The following is a 19,689-nucleotide window of genomic DNA, read 5'->3' as shown; positions in this document are numbered from 1 at the left end:
ATAATGCAGGACTTTGTAGACCAACTGGGGAGTGCGATCTCACCGGGAATCGGTGGGTGGTTGATGATGGCAGCGATCTTCGTCGTGTCTATGCCGTGGGCGTTCCTGTCTTTCAGGGCTGAATACTCGTCGGATGATGCCCATCATTTTCGAGTTGCATTGATGGTGCTGGTGATTCATTTCTTTGTTACAGCTGTTGTGTTTGCGTTGTCTGCGTTGTGGATCGTGTATGCCTTGCAGCAGAACTCGGCTAAATCGTTCCCGCTTGAGGTGTTGTTCGATCGAAGTCGAGGTGAGTGTCTTCTTTGGGCGGCGCCGATTGTGTGGGTTGTGATGGATGTATTTCTTCTGAAACGATTTCTGAACAGAAAAAAGATACGCGAGAAGTGGAAGCGAGACGTGCGTGAAATGTACGAGCAAGCAGGCGAAACATACTACGAGGATATTCACTAGTTGTGCAGGGATAAAAGACAGAATGCGTTCGATCTCCCTTGAGATTCATTTCGACGACGATTCCCGTGAGACTGCAGAAGTGTATGTTGATGGCTTGGTCAACAATGTTCCGAGACGGTTCTTATTCGACACGGGGTGTGCGCGAACTACGCTGAAACACGACGACTTTTCGTTACAGTTCCCATCGACGGGTGAGGAAGAGTCTGGCGGCGTGTTTGGCAGAGCGCGGTACGATATCATCAACGTGGGTTCACTCATCGTTGGGCCAATTCAGCAGAACAGAGCTGTTGTTTCGCGTGCGAAGCAGGGTGAGCTCGACCGCAATCTGCTGGGTATGGACATGCTGCGGGACTATTGTCTGCGGTTTGCATTTGACGAGTCACGCGTAGAACTGCTGGATACAGCGCTATCAGCTTCGCATCCCCTGATGAACACGACGAACGATATTCCGTGCATCGATGTGCAGGCTAAAGACACGCGTGTTGGTGCGATCTGGGACACGGGCGCAAGCATCACGCTTGTCGATGCTGATTTTGTGAAGGATCATCCCAACATGTTCAAGCTGATCGGATCAGACATTGGCACAGATTCGTCCGGCAGACAGTCCGAGACGCCGATGTACCTGATGAAACCGGTGACAATCGGTGGGCATCAGTTTGATGCGCACAAGGTGGTGAGCCTGTCACTGACAAAGCTGAGGGATGCTGCGAGCATTCCGGTTGTGTTCATTCTTGGATACTCGACGCTGCGTCAGGCGCGATGGGTGCTTGATTTTCCTGCGAAGCGGTGGGGGATTGAACGGATGCAGTAAACAAAGACGGGCCGAAGCACTGCTCCGACCCGTCGCGAAATGATCGAAACGAGAGTGACGTTATGGACATCCGGCAGCGTACTCGTTGCCGAAGCAGATGTAGTCGAAGATGTTCAACGCACCATTGCCGTCGCAGTCTGCCCACATCAGTCCGGACGCATACGCGTTCCCGAAACAGATGTAATCGAATATGTTCAACGTGCCGTTGCCATCACAGTCAGCAAAGCATGGAGCTTCGGGGCATCCTGCAGGGCCGCAGAACAGTGTGAACTCTGCGATGCGTGAGTACGCGTTGCCGCCGACAGCGCCGGGGTCATCGATTTCCCATTGCATGTAGATCTTTGTGCCGTTGAGTGTCGCTTCAAAGGGAATCGGCCAGTGGAATGTGCTGTATCCGTTGCCAGCGCCGGACTCTTCGAGCGTAAACGGTCCGTAGATTGTTTGGGCGTTCAGGATGTTCCCCGTCGGCGCGATGGTTGAGAACAGCACACGCGCCGTTGCGCCGCCGAGCGCATTGCGAACACCAACTTTGAACTGTTCGTTGCCAATATTGGGTGGAACGTTTGTGATGAGCTGCGGGACCAGTCCGCCCGATCCTGCACGTGGTGCCATGAGCAGATTGGTGTGCGACATCGGTGCGAATGAGTACAGATCAAGCTCATCGAACGGGAACTCGGCGTTTGCAACACGAGGGTCGAGCAGACCCGTGAGCAGGAACTCTTCGAGCAACCCGCCCGCTGGTGGTGGCGGGATTGTGACAGCAGCCATCAGCGGATCCTGATTCTGCGGGAACTGGTTCGCGGGGTTTGCATAGAACGTGACCACCTGCATCATGTTGGTGAACTCGCCCGTGTGCATGAAACTGCCACGGAGTCCCATGTTGCGAAGACCTGGTGTCTTGAACTTGCGATTGTCGCCTGGGTTGCCGGTGACCTGCTGGCGCCCGCTGTCGTCTCCGGGCGGACGCAGACCAATATTGTGGAAGTCGTTGTCTGTGAACAACGGAGCTGGGTGGCACAGAGTGCAGTTGGAGTTCTGGAAGATGTTCCAGCCCTGGATCTGGTTCGGTGTCATCCCATTTGGGTTTCCGCCGATGAACTCATCCCAAGGAGATTGATCTGATATGAGCGTGCGTTCGTATGTTGCGATCGCAAACGCGATGCGCGTTGCGGTGATCTGCTTGTCACCAAACGCCATCTCGAACAGGTCAGCATAGTTTGTATATGTACCGATGGCAGTCGCGACATCGGGCTGGAGATTCGTTGCCAGCGCAAGCGGCGAAGCGTTCCGCAGCTTTGCAGCGATCATGTTCCAGTCACGATCGGCGTGCGACATTTCCGCGGTGGATTGTGGCGGTCCGACCGCCTGGCTCTCGAGCGATCCTCCATCCGCGATCACCTGTGCGCCGGTAACCGGATCGGTAAAGATCGATGATGCGCGGCCGTCCCAGAATGATTCAAAGTTAAATGCCGCATTAATCATTGATGGTGCGGTTCGTCCCGTGACCTGTCGGTTCAGGTTGTAGTTGGGATGGCGTTCGTAGTCGTCATTTGCATCACAGTTGATAACACCGGGCGATGCGAAGGTGTCATCAGGTGTCATAAAGATGCTGTCGATACCCGGATTTGGCTGGCGCCGGAGGTCTGTGCCCGCATCGCCGGGAAGATGGCACGTTGCACATGCCATTGTGTTGTCGCTGGAAAGCTGCTCATCCCAGAAGAGGATCTTGCCAAGAATGCGTTTTTCTTCTGTGATTGGATTCTCAGCGGGGACAAGCATCACGGGAAATCCGTCGATCTCGCTTTCGCCTGGAGAGGTCGGTCTACGTGTATCGTCCGGGCCGAAAGCCATCAGTGATATTGCAAGCCCAGCACCGAAAATACAACCAGTTGCAGCGTTTCTGCGCTGCAGATGTCCTCGTTTTTCGTTTTTCACAGCATCCTCTCCGAGATAACTCAGCTGTTGCTTTGATCGACACTCAACACAACAGACAAACAACGGGCGCGCACACGCACGTTATCCCTCCACTGCCTGTTTCACGATGCAACTCCAAAGCTCCGAAACGCCACTTCCCCAATCACACTGAGTGGCTTTTCAATCAAGCAGGAATGCACGTGCTGAACGTCAGAATATACACCGTATTGCAGTGTGCGGGTCCAATCCTGCAGGAAAGTTGCTGGATTGGGTTCGGGTTAGTCGTGTTGTCCGATTGATAATCGTCTTATGGGGCCGAACCAACCCTGATTTGATAGATTCCCCCGTCTGCATTGATCCGGTCGTACTGAAGAAAACGGACACCAGTTGCATCGCCCGCACATGATTGCAACTGACTCGCGTTCTCATTTGCGATCACACAGGCTGCGGTTGCCCATGCGTCGGCTGCTGCACAGGTCGTTGCGATCACACACGCTCCGAATGAGCCGGTTGTTGCGTGCCCCGAGTTCGGCGAAACAATGTGTGAGTACTCGATACCATCCACTCGCATGTGCTGGTAGACACTCCCGCTGGTTGCGATGGCGCAGTGTGTCAGTATGAACTCATCATCCGGCGCAGTATTGACACCTGTTGTGACCGCTACGCGCCATCCCGCTGCATCCGGTGGCGCACCTCCAATGGCAATATCTCCTGACGCATCGACAAGGGCTTGGGAAATACCTGCGCGTTTCATCTCATGCAGTGCCATGTCCGCAGCATATCCCTTCGCGACTCCACCGAGATCAAGCATCATGCCGGGCTTTGCAAGCGTGACGGTGCATGTCGACTCGTTGATTGTCAGAAGATCCATGCCAACGAGTTGTTGTGCGTTCGCGAGCGCCTGATCGTCGACCCTTGTACTGCCTTTGTTGATGGCGTCACGCCAGAGATGCGAGACTGGGCCGACAGTGCAATCGAACGCGCCATCGGACTCCTCTGATACGTGCCGGGAGACGAGCAGCAGCTCCAGAAGATGTTTGCTTACCGGAACGGGGCCTGTGCCTGCGCGCGCACACAACTGCATGAGTTCGGAGTCCTTTCGCCAGTCAGAAGCAATCTCGTCGATTTGAGCAAATGCAGCGAACCCGGCGCGTGCAACCGACTTCGCCTGACCCTCATTTTCAGCGTACAGAACGATTCTGACTGCGACACCCATGTGAATCTGCGTAAACTGGTACCGTTGCAGCGGTGTGCGGGATGCGGCCTGCATCACGTTCGAACGAGTGGCGCAGCCGAACTGCGCAGCGCCAAGGAGGATCAGCAGGATGCATCCAACGGACCGGATCATGACACAATCATTCGCCGTGTGCGCGCTGGCAGCAGGTGCATATGCACAAATCGCTCATGAACCGCTGCTGCCCTATGTCGAAACAGTTCCGAACACGGTTGTCGAGTTTTCGATGGTGCCAGTGGCATCCGGTATGGTAACACTAACGACACGTGACAATGAAACGATGATGTTCAATGTCGATCCATTCTGGGTTGCGTCAACAGAGACAACATGGGATCTGTATGACATTTATGTGTACAAGCTCGATGGCGACGTCGGCAACGAGATCACCGCGAACAAGGACCAGCAAGCGAGTGGCACATCGACCGCATCAGCAGATGCGATCTCCCGCCCGACAAAGCCGTACCTTCCGCCTGATCGCGGGTTCGGTCACGCGGGGTATCCAGCGATGAGCATTACCTATGAGGGTGCGACGAACTTCTGCAAGTGGCTCAGTGTGCGCACCGGCAAGCATTATCGTTTGCCAACAGAGGCGGAATGGGCACTTGTCGCAGATCGTGCGAAGAAACCCGTTGGTGTGAACACGGAGATCGGTATCGAGGTGACAGGCTGGAACAAGGGCAACTGCAACTTCACGACGCATCCGGTTGCGCAAATCGATAAGCGTGAGCCCGGCGTGTATGACATCTTCGGGAATGTTGCCGAGTGGGTGACTGGCGCCGATGGGATGCCAGTCGCTGCAGGCGGAAGCTATGTAGATGCGCAGGCGGATATTGGTCCGAACGCGCGCGTGTACCAGACCAGCGCGTGGAACCAGTCGGATCCACAGTTTCCGAAAAGCCAGTGGTGGCTAGCCGACTGCTCATTTGTCGGGTTCCGCGTCGTGTGCGATCCAACGCCTGTAAAACCATCGGAAGAAACCCCGGGCACGCCGGATGCGAAGTGATTTGACTGCGTGATGTGCTTGGATGGTGTATATTGATACCCGAACAACCGCTGATTCTGCTGATACAAAGGACGCGCAATGATTGAAGAATCTCATACGAACGTACTATCTTCTGTTTCCCGGCGGGAAGTGCTCGGCGCAGCAGCCGGGGTTGCGATTGGGTCGACACTTGCTGGAGCAACCGCTGCGAAACTGGCTGGGTTTGCACCAGTGTCGCACCGTGAGACACTGCGGGTTGGGCTCATCGGATGTGGCGGGCGTGGAACTGGCGCAGCAATCCAGGCGATCAGCGCAGATCCGAATAACGAGTTGTACGCAATGGCGGACCTTTGGCAGGATCGCATTGACGGCAGACTCAAAGGTATTACCGGCGAGATTGAGCGCCGTGTGAAGACACGCGAAGCAAAGCCCGGCGCGGTCGAGCAGATCAAGGTGGACCCGTCACGCAGATTTACCGGATTCGATGGGTATAAGAAAGTCATCGACTCGTGCGATGTTGTGCTGCTGACAACACCTCCTGTTTTCAGACCGATGCATCTTCGTGCAGCGGTGGAAGCGGGCAAGCACATTTTCTGTGAGAAGCCGGTTGCGGTTGATGCGCCGGGTATCCGGCACGTGCTGGAATCGGCGCGCATTGCAAAGGAGAAGAACCTCTCGCTGATGAGTGGGTTCTGCTGGCGCCATCAGTTGCAGGTCGCAGAAACATTCGAGAAACTGCTTGCCGGCGGTATTGGGAATGTCCACACGGTGCAGTCAACCTACAACACGTCGGGCTGGAATCCGCCGGTCGAGCGTCAGCCGGGCTGGTCGGATACCGAGTTTCAGCTGCGCAACTGGCAGTACTTTACCGCGCTCTCGGGCGACCACATTGTCGAGCAGGCGATCCACGCGATCGACTGGATCGCATGGGCATTCGGTGATGTGCCGCCGATCAGTTGTGTCGGTGTTGGTGGTCGCATGACACGTCCGGAGACACCTGCATCTGGAAACGTGTGGGACAGCTTCGGAATCACGTACAACTTTGATGGCGGGCGGCGCGGATACCACATGTGCCGTCATTGGCCTAATACACCGGGCGACAATACCGCATATATACTCGGATCGAAGGGTGCATGCACAATGGATCCGTGGGCAGCAAAGCATGTTATCGAAGGAGAAACGCCGTGGTCGGGTCTCATGCCGAGCAACGACATGTATCAGGCTGAACACGACACACTGTTCAAGGCGATACGATCGAACAACCGCTTCGACGACTCGCAGCGCATGACAAACACGACGATGATGGCGATCATGGCGCGCATGGCAAGCTACACGGGCCAGATCGTGACATGGGATCAGGCGATGGGGAGTGTTGAGGACCTCAATCCTGGCAACTGGGGCTGGAATGACAGGCCAGACGCGATTGTCGCTATTCCTGGGCAAACAAAGCTCATGTAACGAAAGGCTGCTGATGACGTACGAACTTGATCGTCGCTCATTTCTCACGCAGTCGATCGCTGCGACAGCGCTCGGTGCAGGTGTAGCCTCTGCATCAAGTGCTGGTTCGGTTGCGCTGCCAGAGCGCGCGGGCTATCCTACGCCAGTGCATTCAAAGCGTGTTGAAGGTACTTCCCGCACTGTGCTGAAGTCCTTGAAAGTCGGCATGATCGGTGTCGGCACAACGATCGAGGAGAAGTTTGCAGCTGCTCGCGATGCGGGCTTTGACGGTGTCGAGCTTGACTCGCCCGGCAATATCAAGGTCGATGAGGTGCGCAGCGCGATGGAGAAGACCGGCATCCGTGTGCCTGGGGTTGTGAACTCAACGCACTGGTCAAAGCCGTTCTCTCATCCCGACGAGAGTGTGCGCTCCGAAATGCGCGAGTCATTGAAACAATCGATCCGGGACTGCGCCGCAGTGGGTGGTACAACGGTGCTGCTCGTACCCGGCGTTGTGAATAAGGATGTGCTGTATGAGGATGCGTGGACGCGATCGCAGTCTGAGATCAAGGGGCTGCTTCGGTACGCACAGGAGCACAATATCACCATCGCACTTGAGAATGTCTGGAACAACTTTCTGCTGAGCCCGATCGAAGCACGCGCGTATATGGAGTTCATGGAGTCCAACAACATTGGTTGGTACATGGATGTTGGCAACATCGTGCGCTATGGCTGGCCCGAGCATTGGATCCGCGCGCTCGGCAGACGCATCGTAAAAGTCGACGTGAAGGCGTATTCGCGGACACGTGCGGATAAGGAAGGCAAGTGGGCCGGTTTCAATGTTGAGATCGGGCAGGCAAAGGACGAATCGCATGATTTCGCCGACGAATGCGGATGGCCCAATGTCATGCGAGCACTGGATGAGATCGGCTATGGCGTTTCGCCAGATCGGCCGGGGTGGTACAGTGCGGAAGTTGGCGGTGGCGACATGGAGCGCCTGCGTTTTATCTCCCAGCGGATGACAGAGGTTCTCCACACTTGAGCACATGTATGCGAACATCTGTTCGGTTGAGTTGATGGGGACGTGACCTGAGCGTCAATACAGGACGATCTTATTGGTCAACACGGTCTGAACAACACTTTATCGTCGTCTTGACTGTTCCGTGTTGCATCGTGCTCTGCAATACGAGAAAATACGTACTGTGGGAAAGGGGTAGGGCGTTCGCTGCTCGGGCGAATCGTTCAAGAGGAGAGTGCGCCATGACGTTTTCAGATCGTTTCGATCGGGTACGCCGTTCCGTTACGCGTGTTCTATCCAGAAGTGCGGTGTGCGCAGCGATCGCTGGTGCGGTCCTGTCAGCGTCTTCTGCGAATGCAACGTGGTCCATTGTGATTGTCAACACACGAACTGGTGAAGTGGCGGTTGGTTCTGCAACGTGTCTGAGCAACTTCGATCTGCGCGCCGCTAGTCCGATGATTGTCCCGGGGTATGGTGCTGGTGCCGCACAGTCCTTTGTTGAGAACACCGGTTTCACGCGTGTCATTCTGCGCGATGCAGCAATAGAAGGACTGAGCGCGCAGGAGGTCTTTGACAAGCTCGCGCAGATCGACACAGGACATCAGACCCGCCAGTACGGATACGCGAATGTCTTTGGCGAAGTCGGCAACTTCTCCGGCGATCAGGCGAACGAATGGAAGGGTGGTGTGACTGGTCAGATCGGTGACATTGTCTATAGCGTGCAGGGGAACATCCTGACCGGAGAGCCGGTCGTCACAGCAGCTGCTGCAGCGATTGAGCAGACGGATGGGAGTATTGCTGACCGACTTATGGCCGGGATGCAAGCTGCGCGATCGATGGGTGGCGATGGTCGGTGCTCATGCTCGAGTTCAGCGCCGATGTCGTGCGGCTCTCCACCGGCGAGCTTTGTGCGCAGCGCATCGACAGGATACATGATGGTTGCTCGCGCTGGCGACACGGTTGGTTGCAACGGGTTGTGGCCGCTTCCTCCTGGAGCAGCATCGTTCGGGCTTGCCCTTGCTGACTTCAATAATGACGGTCTGCTCGATATGGTTGCGCCGAGTCCTGCTGCACAGTCGCTTGCGATGCATGTGTTCTTCAACACGACACAGCCGCACAGTCCTGTTGTGACAATGGAGACACCGGCAATCTCACTTCCGGTTGGTCAGGGGGCACGCGAGGTTGCAACAGCAGACTTCAACAGCGACGGCAACATGGACATTGTGTGTACGCTGCCAGATTCTGATGCTGTCGGAGTGTTCTTCGGCAACGGCAACGAGTCATTCAGTGCGATGACTACCTTTGCGACGCTCGATGGTCCGATGGATATTTGCGTTGGCGACTTTGATGGCATCAATGGGCCGGACATCGCGGTTGGCCATCCTGGTCTTGGTGCGGTGAGTGTGCTGATGAACAATGGGAACGGATCGTTTGGATTGCCCTCGCTGCTTCCGGCACCGAACCATCAGAATATCGTCGCTGCAGATATCGATGGTGATAGTGACCTTGATATTCTGCATAACGACAAAGCAAGCCTCGGCGTGCGCATCCTTTCAAACAACGGAAACGGCGGCTTCGCTCAGGGGGCATTGATTTCGGGTGGAATACAGGTCGACGACCTTGCGGTTGGCGATTTCGACGGTTCGGGAGAACCCGATGTTGCAATGATCAGCATCACACAACGGAATGTTGTGCTTTCCTTGCAGGAAGCCGGCGCGTTCCAGCAAGGTACGCCAATGAGTATGCCAACCAGTTCTGTACAGGATATCGCTGTTGGTGACATCAATGGTGATGGGAACCTCGATGCGGTTGTTGTTGGCGCGGGCATCCCAGATGCAATGTTCCTGTATGGTGACGGGAATGGCAATCTCAACTTGGAGACGTCGAACCCGCGACTGCGAGTCTTTCGTGTCGAACTCGCAGACATGGATAACGATGGTGATAATGACATTGTTGGAAACACACCAGCGAGGATTGGTCTTGCGGTTGCCGACAACGTCAACGGCACCTTTGCACAGGGAGACGGATGCGCGACCGGCTCGTACTACCTGAATCTGAACTCGATCGATTCGACGACCGGCCCCGACATTGTTGAGACGCTCCAGACACAGTTTGATGACTGGAAAGACTCGCTGGTCGGACGGCCCGACGCGATCAGAACGACGGTTGAGTTCGAGCCGCCGGTGCTGAATGCTTCAACGGGGTCCGGTGCGGTGATGACGATCAACGTGAAGGATGCAAACAGCGTACCCGTGCTCTCGACAACACTGAACATCACCATTGAGCACGCGCCGACCAGCGCCATGATCACGACCGCGAGCAACCCGTTCCCGCTCGCGCCCGGTGTGTACAAATCGCTCATTTCCACAACAGGTGGCGTCGGAACGGACGAGTTTATTGTGACAATCGATGATGGGATCGGTCTGATTGTACTGATGCCAAACCCGAAGATCGTGATCGATCTGCCGATCTGCTACGCCGATTGCGACAGCAGCGGCACACTCAATATCTTCGATTACATCTGTTTCGGGAACGCGTACTCGACAAACGATCCACGGGCAGACTGTGATCAGAACGGTGTGCTGAACATCTTTGACTACATCTGCTTCGGGAATGCGTACGCTGCGGGATGTCCATAGTTTCCAGTTTTTCTGACGCAAATCTTGGACTTTCATGTATACTGCGCACAGTTCCAGTTTGCTCGACAATGGGGCACACTTACCAAAGTTGTCGGAGGTTACCATGTCGATAGAGCGTTACGGTCCGTTTGTGTTTGTTGTGCTTGCAGCAGCAAGTGCGAGCCTTGCTGGTCCAGTTGGGACAGACAGTTATGTAGCAGTGTTGAACTACAGTGATCCGTCGGGCTTTGTGACACCGACCAATCCAACGGTCGAACTCGAACTCTGGGTTACATTCATTCAGAATCCCGGTGATCGGTTTGCGGGCGCAGACCTTGATGTCCTGGCTGGTGATGGACAATGGTCATTCATTGATGAGGGGATGCTTGATCCTCCGTTCACCTCTGTTGGCGGTGTTGGATCGCCGACTCTCTCACTTATTGCCGGCCAGATCCACTACCCGCCTCAGGTCATCGGAAATCCAGTGAATCCGATCCATATCGCGACGTTGTCATGGACAACGACAGACTTCACAAGTCGATCAGTGAATATCACCACATTCACACGAGCATTGAAGAAATATATTGAGTTTGGAGAGAATATGACTATTTTCGCTCCCGAACTCTCGGGTGTGTCTATCAGTGTTATTCCCGCGCCAGCATCTGTAGGAACATTTGCAGGGATTGGTATTCTGGCGCTGCGTCGTCGTCGTTAGGGTGTCTACTTCGCTTTGCAGCCGCACTTTGCAAGGCGCAAGTTTGCGATGTGCGCAACAATCAGAAAAAGGCTTCCCGTAATCGTGACAGCAGACTCTGAGAGGATGCTGTCGTGGTGGTCGTGTTGTTCAGTGATCTCTGTATGCGGTGCTGACGCATCGTGGTCATGCAGAGTGACGCTCTCATTTTCCACATGATGATGGTGTGCAATACCCGGTGTGAGTATTGCAACCAGAATCAGTGTGATACCGACAGCAGCAATCAGAGGGATCCACAGACGTCGATGGTGTCTGTACCCCATTGCGAATGCAACAACAGCAAGTGGAACAACCAAAGCAGCGATAATCCAGTGTGTTGCTGTGCCGCCCCAGGCTTTGCCAAACATCGGCCAGATTGAGAGCAGCACTGGTGTCAGCACGCAGTGGATTGCACACAATCCGGAGACGCATACGCCAGCTTTGTCGAGGGTTGTCATGCCAGCGTGAGCGCATTGTGCTTCCGAAGTTGCAACGTGCATGTGGTCATGAGCGCACGCGCATGCATGACCACAGCATGCGCCATCCGATGCGTTGTGTTGATGCGTGTGCGGTGAACCCACGAGTGAACTGCCTGCAATGTGCCGGAACCGGCGTGGCGATGTGAACTGAGCCCAACAGTACAACCCTCGGCACAACGTTTGATGGCGTGCTGAGTGATGCGAATGGAATCTGAGACAATCTTATTGTCAATGTCTTGACAATGTCAACAGAATCCTGTATCTTCTTGTCAATCGATTGACGATTGCATGCTGGTCTGCCACATGGAGCCAATGCTGACACATGACCCAGAGACGAAATACAAAGCAGCAGGATGCCATCTGGCGCGCTCTGGAGCACGCTGGCAGGCCTTTGTCGGTCGATGAGCTGACCACAGCAGCACAGAAGGAACTTCCAACGCTGTCCAGCAGATCTGTGTATCGCGCCATCCGCAGATGGGAGGAAGAGCAGCAGATCGCGCCTGTGACAGTTCCTGATCAGCCACCCCGATATGAACTCGCATCGGTTGCAGCGAACCACCACCATCACTTTCTGTGTCAGTCGTGCGATCGGATGTTCGATATCACCGGCTGCCCCGGAGGGTTGAAGTCGCTGTTGCCGGATGGGTTCGAACTGACTTCCCATGAGATTACGTTGAGGGGACGATGCGACGACTGTGTCTCGCGGAGGCGCGCGGGATTTACACTTATCGAGTTGCTCGTTGTGATTGCGATCATCGCGACGCTTATTGGTATTCTGCTTCCCGCGCTGGGCGGTGCGAGAGATGCTGCTCGCACGGTGAAGTGTCTTTCGAACATGCGCAGTCTTGAGCTGGCGCAGTCGCTGTACTCGTACGACAACAAGGGGAAGCTGGTTGATGCGGGATTGAGCCACGGCGGGTTGGGACAACTGAGCAATGCGTGGCCGATTCTGTTGCGCGAATATTCCGGCGGGGCGTTGATCACACAATCACCGGTAGACACAAGCACCTACTGGCCGATCAAACAGGGTGGAAACTCGCAGGATCTGTCGTTGCAGGAGGCGCTGGATCTGCAGTTGCAGGGAAACCTTCCCGCCAACGCAACAGTTGCACGATGGACAAGCTATGGGTTGAACTCCTATACCACCCACAGCCTCGCTCCCTCTGTGCAGGACACATACGACAATATCAACAAGGTGTTCAACCCCGGCGCAACGGTCCACTTTCTGATGATGACATTCGGCGATGAATCTGCCGCAGCACAGTTTGCAAAGGCAGACCATGTCCATGCGGAAGGGTGGAGCGATGGTCCCGGTGGCAGCGAGAATGCGTACAAACTTGCTGCGCTCGAGATGGAGATCGGCGCACATTCCGGGAAACAACGAACAAAGCACAGCAGTCGATCAAAGTCGAACTATGTGTTCCTTGATGGGCACGCAAGCACACTCACATTTGCGGAGGTGTATACGGATCCAGAGCGCAACGCGTTCAATCCACGTGTTGCACATGAGTAGATTGTTTCGATCGATGGTGGGCTGAGCATGGGCACGTTCAGCGCGGGAAGTTGTGATGTGTTATCACGACGGGCTATCGGTTTGTCCTTGCATCGGGTAAAGACCGCCCGGAGGAGATCTGAACATGAAAGAGAAGAGAATCAGAATAGGTGCTGTATGTGCGCTTGGCGTTTGCGTGTCGAGTGCATTCGCGCAGCTGGATCATGGTGCTGATATTGGCTTGACAATCGAGAATAACCAGTTGCTGATCGGTGAGGTTGTTGTTCTGCCTTCTGGTCAGGAGATTGTTGTTCCCGGAGAACGTGTCTTTGGCGCGGACTTTGCTCAGGTTGGATCATTTGTGACAGTTGATGAGCCCGGTCTGTTTGGAGAGGCAGGCGTATTTCCGGCTGCAACACTTCGATTTGATGTTGCGGCGTCTGTGCTTGCATGGGATGGCTCAGCATTTTTATCTCCCAGTGCTTCGACGATGAACATTGAGTATGGGCCACTCAGTGTGACAACAGGTGGAGGGCCCGTGCCAGGGTTTGGGTTCGATGTTGGACCTGCCGGATTTGATGAGCACTACGAGTTCTTTCTCAACTCGCCCGCATCAAGTGGTATCTATTTGCTTGAGATGACATTCGAGTTGGAGAACACAGGGTACGGGGTGACCGACAGCGCGTTCATTGTGTTTAACTGGGGATTGTCTGAACTGGAACACGATGCGGCCATTGAATGGGTAGAGAGCAATCTGGTTCCGTCACCGGGGTCAATGGCGATATGTGCAGTTGCACCCCTCTTCTTGCGTCGTCGTCGCACTCATGCAACCAGAGGAAAGGCTACACCATGACACGTGTAAATATTGCAACCGGGATTATCTCGTTCTTTGTCTGCGCACAAGCGATTGCTCAAGTGCATGTGACAGACATCATCATTCGAAACACCGGGGGGGTGATAGAGACCGGCCTCGTAGACACTGGGGGGATGATTCTCTACGGTGAGCGTGTGTTCCTTGGGGTCTTTGGTGAACTTCCAAACTGGACAAATGACCCGGGGTTTGATTCTGAGTCTGCAGCCCTGCCTTCGGGAACAACACTGTATCTCGACATTGTTGATGCGGCGAGAGAGTGGGATGGCAGTGAGTTCGTCACGATCCCCGAGGAGCGGATCCAAGTTACAAAGTCAGGAAACTCTGTGCTTTCGCCGACAACGTCACAGACAGTGTCAGGCCCGGTGCTCGGAAGCGCAAACGCGGCTGGTGTGTTTCATCATCACGCGTCGTATGAGTTGCTGACTCCGGCTGATACAGGCATCTATTTGCTCTCGTTGCAGCTCCGCGATCAAGCGGGGGTGCTTTCCACCAGCGACACGTTCTGGATTGTGTTCAACCAGAACGAAGATCCAATGGTGCAGCAGGACGCAGCACTCTGGGTGCAGATGAACCTTGCATCAACATGCTATGGAGACTGCGATGGCAACGGGACACTGAACGTGTTTGATTACATCTGCTTTGGGAACATCTACGCGTCTGGTGATCCCGGAGCTGATTGCGACGGTAACGGCACACTCAATGTGTTTGATTACATCTGCTTCGGAAACGCGTATGCAACGGGATGCCCGTGAATGCTGTGCAATAAATCCGGGATTTGAGTTGCAGGAATACGACAAGGGCTGGAAACCGTACAGGTCTCCAGCCCTTGTATTGCGCACAGTATTCACACGGACTCAGACCTTGAAGCGACCTACCAGATTCTGCAGCTTCTCAGCCTGTGATGCGAGGGCAGCTGCAGACTCGGCCGACTGCTGGGCTGCACTTGCGGATTCACGCGATACACCATCGATACCGGCGAGGTTGCGTGAGATTTCTTCGCACGCCGATGTCTGCTGATCAGCTGCTGCGGAGATGGACTGGACCATCTCGCTCAATGTGACTGAGCCTCTCACGATGGTTGCGAGCGCTTCACCTGCAGAGCCTGCCAGTTCGACACCGCGTGAGACGCGCTCGTTGCTGGACTCGATCTGACCCGCTGCAGTTGATGTTTCGGACTGGATCTCGCGGATGCTCGATGCAACCTCTTCGGTTGCCTGGCGTGTGCGTTCTGCAAGTTTGCGCACTTCGTCAGCCACGACCGCGAATCCGCGACCATGCTCACCGGCACGTGCAGCCTCGATCGCAGCATTCAGCGCGAGCAGGTTTGTCTGTTCTGCGATATCGGAGATGACATTGATGATCTCACCGATCTGCTCGCCACGCTCGCCGAGTGCGGACACGATGCGTGCCGACTCGCCGACCTGTGTGGAGATGGACTTTACTTCGGAAACGGTCTGCTCGACGACACCTGCACCACGCTTGGCTTCATCACCGGATTCTGCCGATGCGTGCGCAGCCTTGGCGGTCTTGTCTGCAACCTCGCGGGCTGATTCGGTCATTTCCTCAACGCCGGCGCTGATGCGTTCGGTTTGGCGCTGCTGATCAGCAAGCCCAGCAGAGATTTCCTCGGCTCCAGCAGCGATCTGCATGGAACTGGAAGTCACAATCTTGGTGGTTTCCTGCACATCGCAGATCACACCCTGCAGGTTGTCAAGGAACTGGTCAAAGTACTTGGCAAGACTACCAATCTCGTCGCCACGATTGATGTTGACGCGTTTAGTCAGATCGCCATCGCCTGTTGCGACATCCTTGACGCGATCAATGAGTGTGTTGATGGGCTTGCCGAGCATAAATCGCAATGCGACGAAGAACCCGATACCACCCAGCACGACAACAGGAGCTGTCGCCATCAGCCCGGACTGGAAGAACCCTGCAACCTGTGCGTCCATATGCTCCAGCGGCATCATGAGCTCGTACGCACCATGCATGTAGCCGGGCTTCCAGCTTTCCATTGTGAACCCGAGCGGATCCTTTATCGAACGTGTGCCGTCAGCGAGCACCTCGCCATACTTTGCAGGATCGCCGTGGCAGACCATGCAGGTTTCGTCGAGCTTGATTGCGCGCATGTAATGGAGCGTGTTCGTCTCTCTGTTGATCTTGCCAAGTGCATCTTCACCGCGCGATTCATATGCAGCGGTCAGTTCGCGGAGCATTTCCTCCTCGAAAGAACCCTTTGGAGGAAGATTCTCTGCGTTGCGTGCTTCAAATGCAACAACCTTGAAGTTCAAGTGCTCGTTTTCAGCAGCGGCAGCTGCAGACTTCCAGCCGGCAATGACTGGGATCGTGTCGAAGTACTTTGTGTCGGCATACGACCCACCATTGGCAACATAGTCGAGTGCCTCATCAAGCAGATGGGGATCGATGTCACCAGATGCAACCATGGACGATACATGGTTCTTTGTTTCATCTGCGACAGCGGTAAACGCCGCGGCCTTATCCATCAGCGCTGTTTCTGTGTCATTCTTGTACCCTGTCAGGAATACGTAATAGTTGACCGCGATAATCGCGATCATCAGTGCTGCAACGCTGACGATAATTTTCGTCGACAGCGAGCGTGATGTGAACCACTTGAACATGATCGTCCTCCGTGCCTGTCTGCCTGTGCGCTTCCTTGGCATTACCCCACAAAGTCAGGATGCAAAGGTGCTGGAGTCACCAGCGGGTTTCAATGCAACGTTTTCGACCGAAAAAGGAAACAACTTGCAGACAATCTGGGCTTGCGAATGTTGGAAGCGCGAAAACTGCGCCAAAAGCACCGCCATAGATCGATAGATACAGTCTCTTATGCCGTAAGTAGGGCAGGTAAAAGCAAACCCGAGGCGTTTTCCTGCCCATGGATTTGCAACGTACTCCCTCGTTTGAGCGAATGGATACCGGCGTGGTTTGGCAAACTCGACAAAGATCTGAAGGAACCAATACGCGGTTGAGCCGTCGGACAAAGCCTGTATCCTCATGCGCGATCACTGTGCCCGCACATCAGCCGAACTTGCGCGTCCATCTGTTCCTCAAGAGCGGGCGCTGCGCGATGCGAGACAACGTGCTGTGATGCGGGACCGGCTGCAATCTCAGAACTCCTCTGAAGAGACAACTCCCGAAGAGCGCTCCCAACAGGAGGACCTTCGCTTGATCGCACAGATCAGAGCGGGGCGAACTGAGCAATGGGCAATCCTTTTCACAAAGCACCAACAGCGTCTCTTTGCGATTTGTTATCGGATGGTGCGTGATCGTGAGATGGCTGAGGACCTCGTTCAGGACGCTGTCGTCAAAATTATCAAAGGACTCGACTCGTACGACAACCGAGCGCGGCTAAGCACATGGATGACGCGTGTTGCGATCAATGTGGTGCTGACACGTCTGCGCTCTGAGAAATACCGACGGCACGCAAGCCTCGACAGCATGATGACTGCGGGGGAGCAGAATGGAGGGGACGGGCGGTTCGATATTGCGGTTTCTGCTGCCCGTGCGGGGGCTGGGAGATCTGGTGTTCGAAGACCTGATGGAACAGATGCTCCTCAGCCGGAACCGGAACCGTCTTCGGCCGTCGAATCGAGTGAGTTGATTGTGCGGATGACCGATGCTCTCGCAATGGTCTCCGACGAGCAACGGGCGATTCTCCTGCTCCGCGATGCACACGATCTGGAGTACGAGCACATCGCCGAGGTTCTTGGTGTCCCGGTCGGGACGGTGAAAAGTCGTCTGTTCAGGGCGCGTCAGGCGCTCCGGAAGGCGATGGAAACATTGGGATCTGACGGGCCAGATGCGCGTGTTGCGCAGGACGATTGTGGTATTGATTGATCAGTTCTGAATCCGTGGTGGGAACGTGGACAAGAGCACACATAATCACAGCAGACACTCGGATGTTGCACAGCGATGCGCCATCTCAGAAGCCGATGCGCTGGCAATGATCGAGGACTGTGTTCAAGCAAGCGATGCCGTTCGGCTGCGTCGTGTGCTCGAACAGAATGAGAAGTGTGCGCAGGATGTGGCAACCTACCGCCGAGATCGTCAACTCGTCAAGCAAACTTCCGTACCAGCGATGTCGTCGTCGGTTGTGCAAGCTGCGATAGATTTTGCACTTGTACCAGAAGTTGACGGAAGACCGTCGCTTGATTTCACGGCGACAAAGCTGACAACGCTGGAAGATTACAGACCAAGCAAGCCGTGGCATGCCCATCCAATCGTGCGAAGGATCGGGTCTCTTGCAGCAGTTGTGGTGTTTACCGGCGCTGTGGTTGTGATGTACGAGCTTGTTCGTGAGCAGTTTGTGCATGTCAATGACGGTGTTGCGATCAATGGGGAAAGGCAGACGAACTCGGTAAAGACAGAGCAGGGCGCGATCAACGAAAATTCTCACGTTGCCAGAGCAGATGGTGGAAATCAGCTCGCGGCGGCGGTCGCAAAGTCAGATTCGTCACCTGCGGCGACATCGCAGACGGATATCGCACCGGTCGTTGCGACTCAGAAGGGGATCACAATCGCATCCGTTGTGCCTCCGCCTCAGGCACAGGTTCCAGTCGCGCGTGCGCTTGAGCTCGCTCGCGAACGCAAACTGATTGTGATGCTTGAGTCCAATCAACCAACTGTCCTTGCCGACCGTGTGGCCACATTGCTGACATCGGCGAATGAATCAGCCGAGGGTTCTTGGGCACTTGCGCTTCATACTGAGGAGCATCTCCCTGGAACACTTGCGGCCATTGATGCCGCCGACCTTCACGTCAGCACACGCCTCGGCCCCAACGCGTACGCGTCAGAGCATGCGCCGCGGGTATTCACAGATATGACTGGGAACTCGGTTGTTTCCAGTGAACCCATGCAACTTATCTACACACTGCAGTGCGCAATGACAGAGAGCGCACTCGCCAACGCAATCGATCAACTCGCTGATGCTGGCGGAACAGGATCAACAATGGATGTGAACTGTCGCATCGTGTTTGTCGAACTGCCCGAGCCGATGCCCGAAACGCCGCAAGCAACGAACGCCGACGCGGTCCTGTGGTGGACAGCCCCAGTTGACGTGTGGGCTGCCGAGTTCCAGTGGGCACATGTACCAGTGATCATCGGTCACATGAACTGACACTACCGCCGAAAGAACTACATCCTCTTACTCATGGCGCGATCGATATCACGTTTGACATCGCGCTCCTGAATAGCATTTCGCTTGTCATGCTTTGCCTTACCCTGCGCGAGCGCGATGCGAACCTTCGCGTACCCCCGCTCGTTGAAAAACATCTTCGTTGGCACGATGGTCATGCCCTTTGCCTCGACCTTCTGGAGGAACTTCTTCACTTCGCGTTTGTGAGCGAGCAGCTTGCGAACCCGTGTCAGGTTGTGCTGCATGGGGCCAGCTGGGCCATACTCGCCGATAGAAACACCGAAGAGCTCGAATCCAATTGGTGAGGTTGTTACACGAACAAACCCTTCCTGCATCGACACCATGCCAGCGCGAACAGCCTTCACTTCCGACCCGGTCAGCACGATGCCGCAGTCCAGCGTGTCGAGAAGGAAATACTCGAACCTCGCACGACGATTCTCGATCGTCGGCGGGCCGGAGTTCTTTTTCTTCTTCTTGGTACTCATGGATGTG

17 protein-coding genes are annotated in these 19,689 nt (G+C 55.1%); 12 read left to right on the top strand and 5 right to left on the bottom strand.

Annotation, left to right across the window (positions count from 1 at the left end):
- Positions 1-3: 3 nt before the first annotated feature.
- Together H6815_02790 and H6815_02785 are read left to right on the top strand one after the other, a co-directional pair.
- Positions 4-453, top strand: a complete 450-nt coding sequence (locus H6815_02790) for a hypothetical protein (protein ID MCB9859354.1) — start codon at positions 4-6, stop codon at positions 451-453.
- A 22-nt stretch (positions 454-475) separates the two neighbouring features.
- Positions 476-1,264 (top strand): retroviral-like aspartic protease family protein, encoded by a 789-nt coding sequence (locus tag H6815_02785; protein MCB9859353.1) that lies wholly within the window; start codon positions 476-478, stop codon positions 1,262-1,264.
- Between the two features lie 60 nt (positions 1,265-1,324).
- Here the strand turns inward: H6815_02785 and H6815_02780 are convergent, their stop codons facing one another.
- Positions 1,325-3,199, bottom strand: coding sequence for a hypothetical protein (locus tag H6815_02780; GenBank protein ID MCB9859352.1), 1,875 nt, complete (start codon positions 3,197-3,199; stop codon positions 1,325-1,327).
- Positions 3,200-3,485: 286 nt separating this feature from the next.
- A complete protein-coding gene (locus H6815_02775; GenBank protein ID MCB9859351.1) occupies positions 3,486-4,526 on the bottom strand; it encodes an FAD:protein FMN transferase in 1,041 nt (346 codons plus the stop codon).
- On the opposite strand from H6815_02775, the gene H6815_02770 reads away from it, so the two are divergent.
- The 5 genes from H6815_02770 (at position 4,525) to H6815_02750 (ending at position 11,182) form a co-directional block, all read left to right on the top strand.
- Positions 4,525-5,415 carry an SUMF1/EgtB/PvdO family nonheme iron enzyme gene (locus tag H6815_02770; protein MCB9859350.1) on the top strand — a complete coding sequence of 297 codons (891 nt, stop codon included), beginning with the start codon at positions 4,525-4,527 and terminating at the stop codon, positions 5,413-5,415. The two genes, H6815_02775 and H6815_02770, sit on opposite strands and share 2 nt — an antisense overlap.
- Before the next feature lie 78 nt (positions 5,416-5,493).
- Complete coding sequence (locus H6815_02765; GenBank protein ID MCB9859349.1) at positions 5,494-6,852, top strand: Gfo/Idh/MocA family oxidoreductase; 1,359 nt, start codon at positions 5,494-5,496, stop codon at positions 6,850-6,852.
- A 13-nt stretch (positions 6,853-6,865) separates the two neighbouring features.
- Positions 6,866-7,873, top strand: coding sequence for a sugar phosphate isomerase/epimerase (locus tag H6815_02760; GenBank protein MCB9859348.1), 1,008 nt, complete (start codon positions 6,866-6,868; stop codon positions 7,871-7,873).
- Positions 7,874-8,091: 218 nt separating this feature from the next.
- Positions 8,092-10,488, top strand: a complete 2,397-nt coding sequence (locus H6815_02755) for a VCBS repeat-containing protein (protein ID MCB9859347.1) — start codon at positions 8,092-8,094, stop codon at positions 10,486-10,488.
- Between the two features lie 103 nt (positions 10,489-10,591).
- The gene (locus tag H6815_02750) at positions 10,592-11,182 is read left to right on the top strand and encodes a hypothetical protein (protein ID MCB9859346.1); all 591 of its coding nucleotides are present in this window, start codon (positions 10,592-10,594) and stop codon (positions 11,180-11,182) included.
- Between the two features lie 5 nt (positions 11,183-11,187).
- Here the strand turns inward: H6815_02750 and H6815_02745 are convergent, their stop codons facing one another.
- The gene (locus H6815_02745) at positions 11,188-11,658 is read right to left on the bottom strand and encodes a MerC domain-containing protein (GenBank protein ID MCB9859345.1); all 471 of its coding nucleotides are present in this window, start codon (positions 11,656-11,658) and stop codon (positions 11,188-11,190) included.
- Between the two features lie 343 nt (positions 11,659-12,001).
- On the opposite strand from H6815_02745, the gene H6815_02740 reads away from it, so the two are divergent.
- The 3 genes from H6815_02740 (at position 12,002) to H6815_02730 (ending at position 14,797) form a co-directional block, all read left to right on the top strand.
- Positions 12,002-13,192: a transcriptional repressor gene (locus tag H6815_02740; GenBank protein ID MCB9859344.1), complete on the top strand. Its 1,191-nt coding sequence runs from the start codon at positions 12,002-12,004 to the stop codon at positions 13,190-13,192.
- Between the two features lie 124 nt (positions 13,193-13,316).
- On the top strand, positions 13,317-14,024 hold the full coding sequence (locus H6815_02735) for a hypothetical protein (GenBank protein MCB9859343.1): 708 nt from the start codon (positions 13,317-13,319) through the stop codon (positions 14,022-14,024).
- Positions 14,021-14,797 (top strand): hypothetical protein, encoded by a 777-nt coding sequence (locus H6815_02730; GenBank protein MCB9859342.1) that lies wholly within the window; start codon positions 14,021-14,023, stop codon positions 14,795-14,797. Before H6815_02735 ends, H6815_02730 begins: the two co-directional genes overlap by 4 nt.
- Before the next feature lie 102 nt (positions 14,798-14,899).
- Here H6815_02730 and H6815_02725 read toward each other — a convergent pair whose 3' ends face one another.
- Positions 14,900-16,681, bottom strand: a complete 1,782-nt coding sequence (locus H6815_02725; protein ID MCB9859341.1) for a methyl-accepting chemotaxis protein — start codon at positions 16,679-16,681, stop codon at positions 14,900-14,902.
- A gap of 376 nt (positions 16,682-17,057) precedes the next feature.
- Here H6815_02725 and H6815_02720 point away from each other — a divergent pair, with 376 nt between their 5' ends.
- Together H6815_02720 and H6815_02715 are read left to right on the top strand one after the other, a co-directional pair.
- Positions 17,058-17,900, top strand: coding sequence for a sigma-70 family RNA polymerase sigma factor (locus H6815_02720; protein ID MCB9859340.1), 843 nt, complete (start codon positions 17,058-17,060; stop codon positions 17,898-17,900).
- A 25-nt stretch (positions 17,901-17,925) separates the two neighbouring features.
- The gene (locus H6815_02715; protein MCB9859339.1) at positions 17,926-19,179 is read left to right on the top strand and encodes a hypothetical protein; all 1,254 of its coding nucleotides are present in this window, start codon (positions 17,926-17,928) and stop codon (positions 19,177-19,179) included.
- Between the two features lie 17 nt (positions 19,180-19,196).
- On the opposite strand, the gene smpB is transcribed toward H6815_02715, so the two are convergent.
- A complete protein-coding gene (gene smpB, locus H6815_02710; GenBank protein MCB9859338.1) occupies positions 19,197-19,682 on the bottom strand; it encodes an SsrA-binding protein SmpB in 486 nt (161 codons plus the stop codon).
- Positions 19,683-19,689 lie beyond the last annotated feature (7 nt).

It is taken from the genome of Phycisphaeraceae bacterium, from assembly GCA_020639155.1.
GTDB lineage: Bacteria > Planctomycetota > Phycisphaerae > Phycisphaerales > UBA1924 > JACKHF01.
Note: the sequence above shows the minus strand (reverse complement) of the source record. Positions and strands in the feature narration are given on the sequence as shown.

What these genes read in the sequence shown, in the direction of transcription:
- H6815_02790 (MCB9859354.1), top strand. Translation starts at nt 4, where the DNA reads ATGCAGGACTTTGTAGACCAACTGGGGAGTGCGATCTCACCGGGAATC.
- H6815_02775 (MCB9859351.1), bottom strand. Translation starts at nt 4,526, where the DNA reads ATGATCCGGTCCGTTGGATGCATCCTGCTGATCCTCCTTGGCGCTGCG.
- H6815_02725 (MCB9859341.1), bottom strand. Translation starts at nt 16,681, where the DNA reads ATGTTCAAGTGGTTCACATCACGCTCGCTGTCGACGAAAATTATCGTC.
- H6815_02750 (MCB9859346.1), top strand. Translation starts at nt 10,592, where the DNA reads ATGTCGATAGAGCGTTACGGTCCGTTTGTGTTTGTTGTGCTTGCAGCA.
- H6815_02745 (MCB9859345.1), bottom strand. Translation starts at nt 11,658, where the DNA reads ATGACAACCCTCGACAAAGCTGGCGTATGCGTCTCCGGATTGTGTGCA.
- H6815_02730 (MCB9859342.1), top strand. Translation starts at nt 14,021, where the DNA reads ATGACACGTGTAAATATTGCAACCGGGATTATCTCGTTCTTTGTCTGC.
- H6815_02735 (MCB9859343.1), top strand. Translation starts at nt 13,317, where the DNA reads ATGAAAGAGAAGAGAATCAGAATAGGTGCTGTATGTGCGCTTGGCGTT.
- H6815_02740 (MCB9859344.1), top strand. Translation starts at nt 12,002, where the DNA reads ATGACCCAGAGACGAAATACAAAGCAGCAGGATGCCATCTGGCGCGCT.
- H6815_02770 (MCB9859350.1), top strand. Translation starts at nt 4,525, where the DNA reads ATGACACAATCATTCGCCGTGTGCGCGCTGGCAGCAGGTGCATATGCA.
- H6815_02720 (MCB9859340.1), top strand. Translation starts at nt 17,058, where the DNA reads ATGCGCGATCACTGTGCCCGCACATCAGCCGAACTTGCGCGTCCATCT.
- H6815_02755 (MCB9859347.1), top strand. Translation starts at nt 8,092, where the DNA reads ATGACGTTTTCAGATCGTTTCGATCGGGTACGCCGTTCCGTTACGCGT.
- smpB (MCB9859338.1), bottom strand. Translation starts at nt 19,682, where the DNA reads ATGAGTACCAAGAAGAAGAAAAAGAACTCCGGCCCGCCGACGATCGAG.
- H6815_02760 (MCB9859348.1), top strand. Translation starts at nt 6,866, where the DNA reads ATGACGTACGAACTTGATCGTCGCTCATTTCTCACGCAGTCGATCGCT.
- H6815_02785 (MCB9859353.1), top strand. Translation starts at nt 476, where the DNA reads ATGCGTTCGATCTCCCTTGAGATTCATTTCGACGACGATTCCCGTGAG.
- H6815_02765 (MCB9859349.1), top strand. Translation starts at nt 5,494, where the DNA reads ATGATTGAAGAATCTCATACGAACGTACTATCTTCTGTTTCCCGGCGG.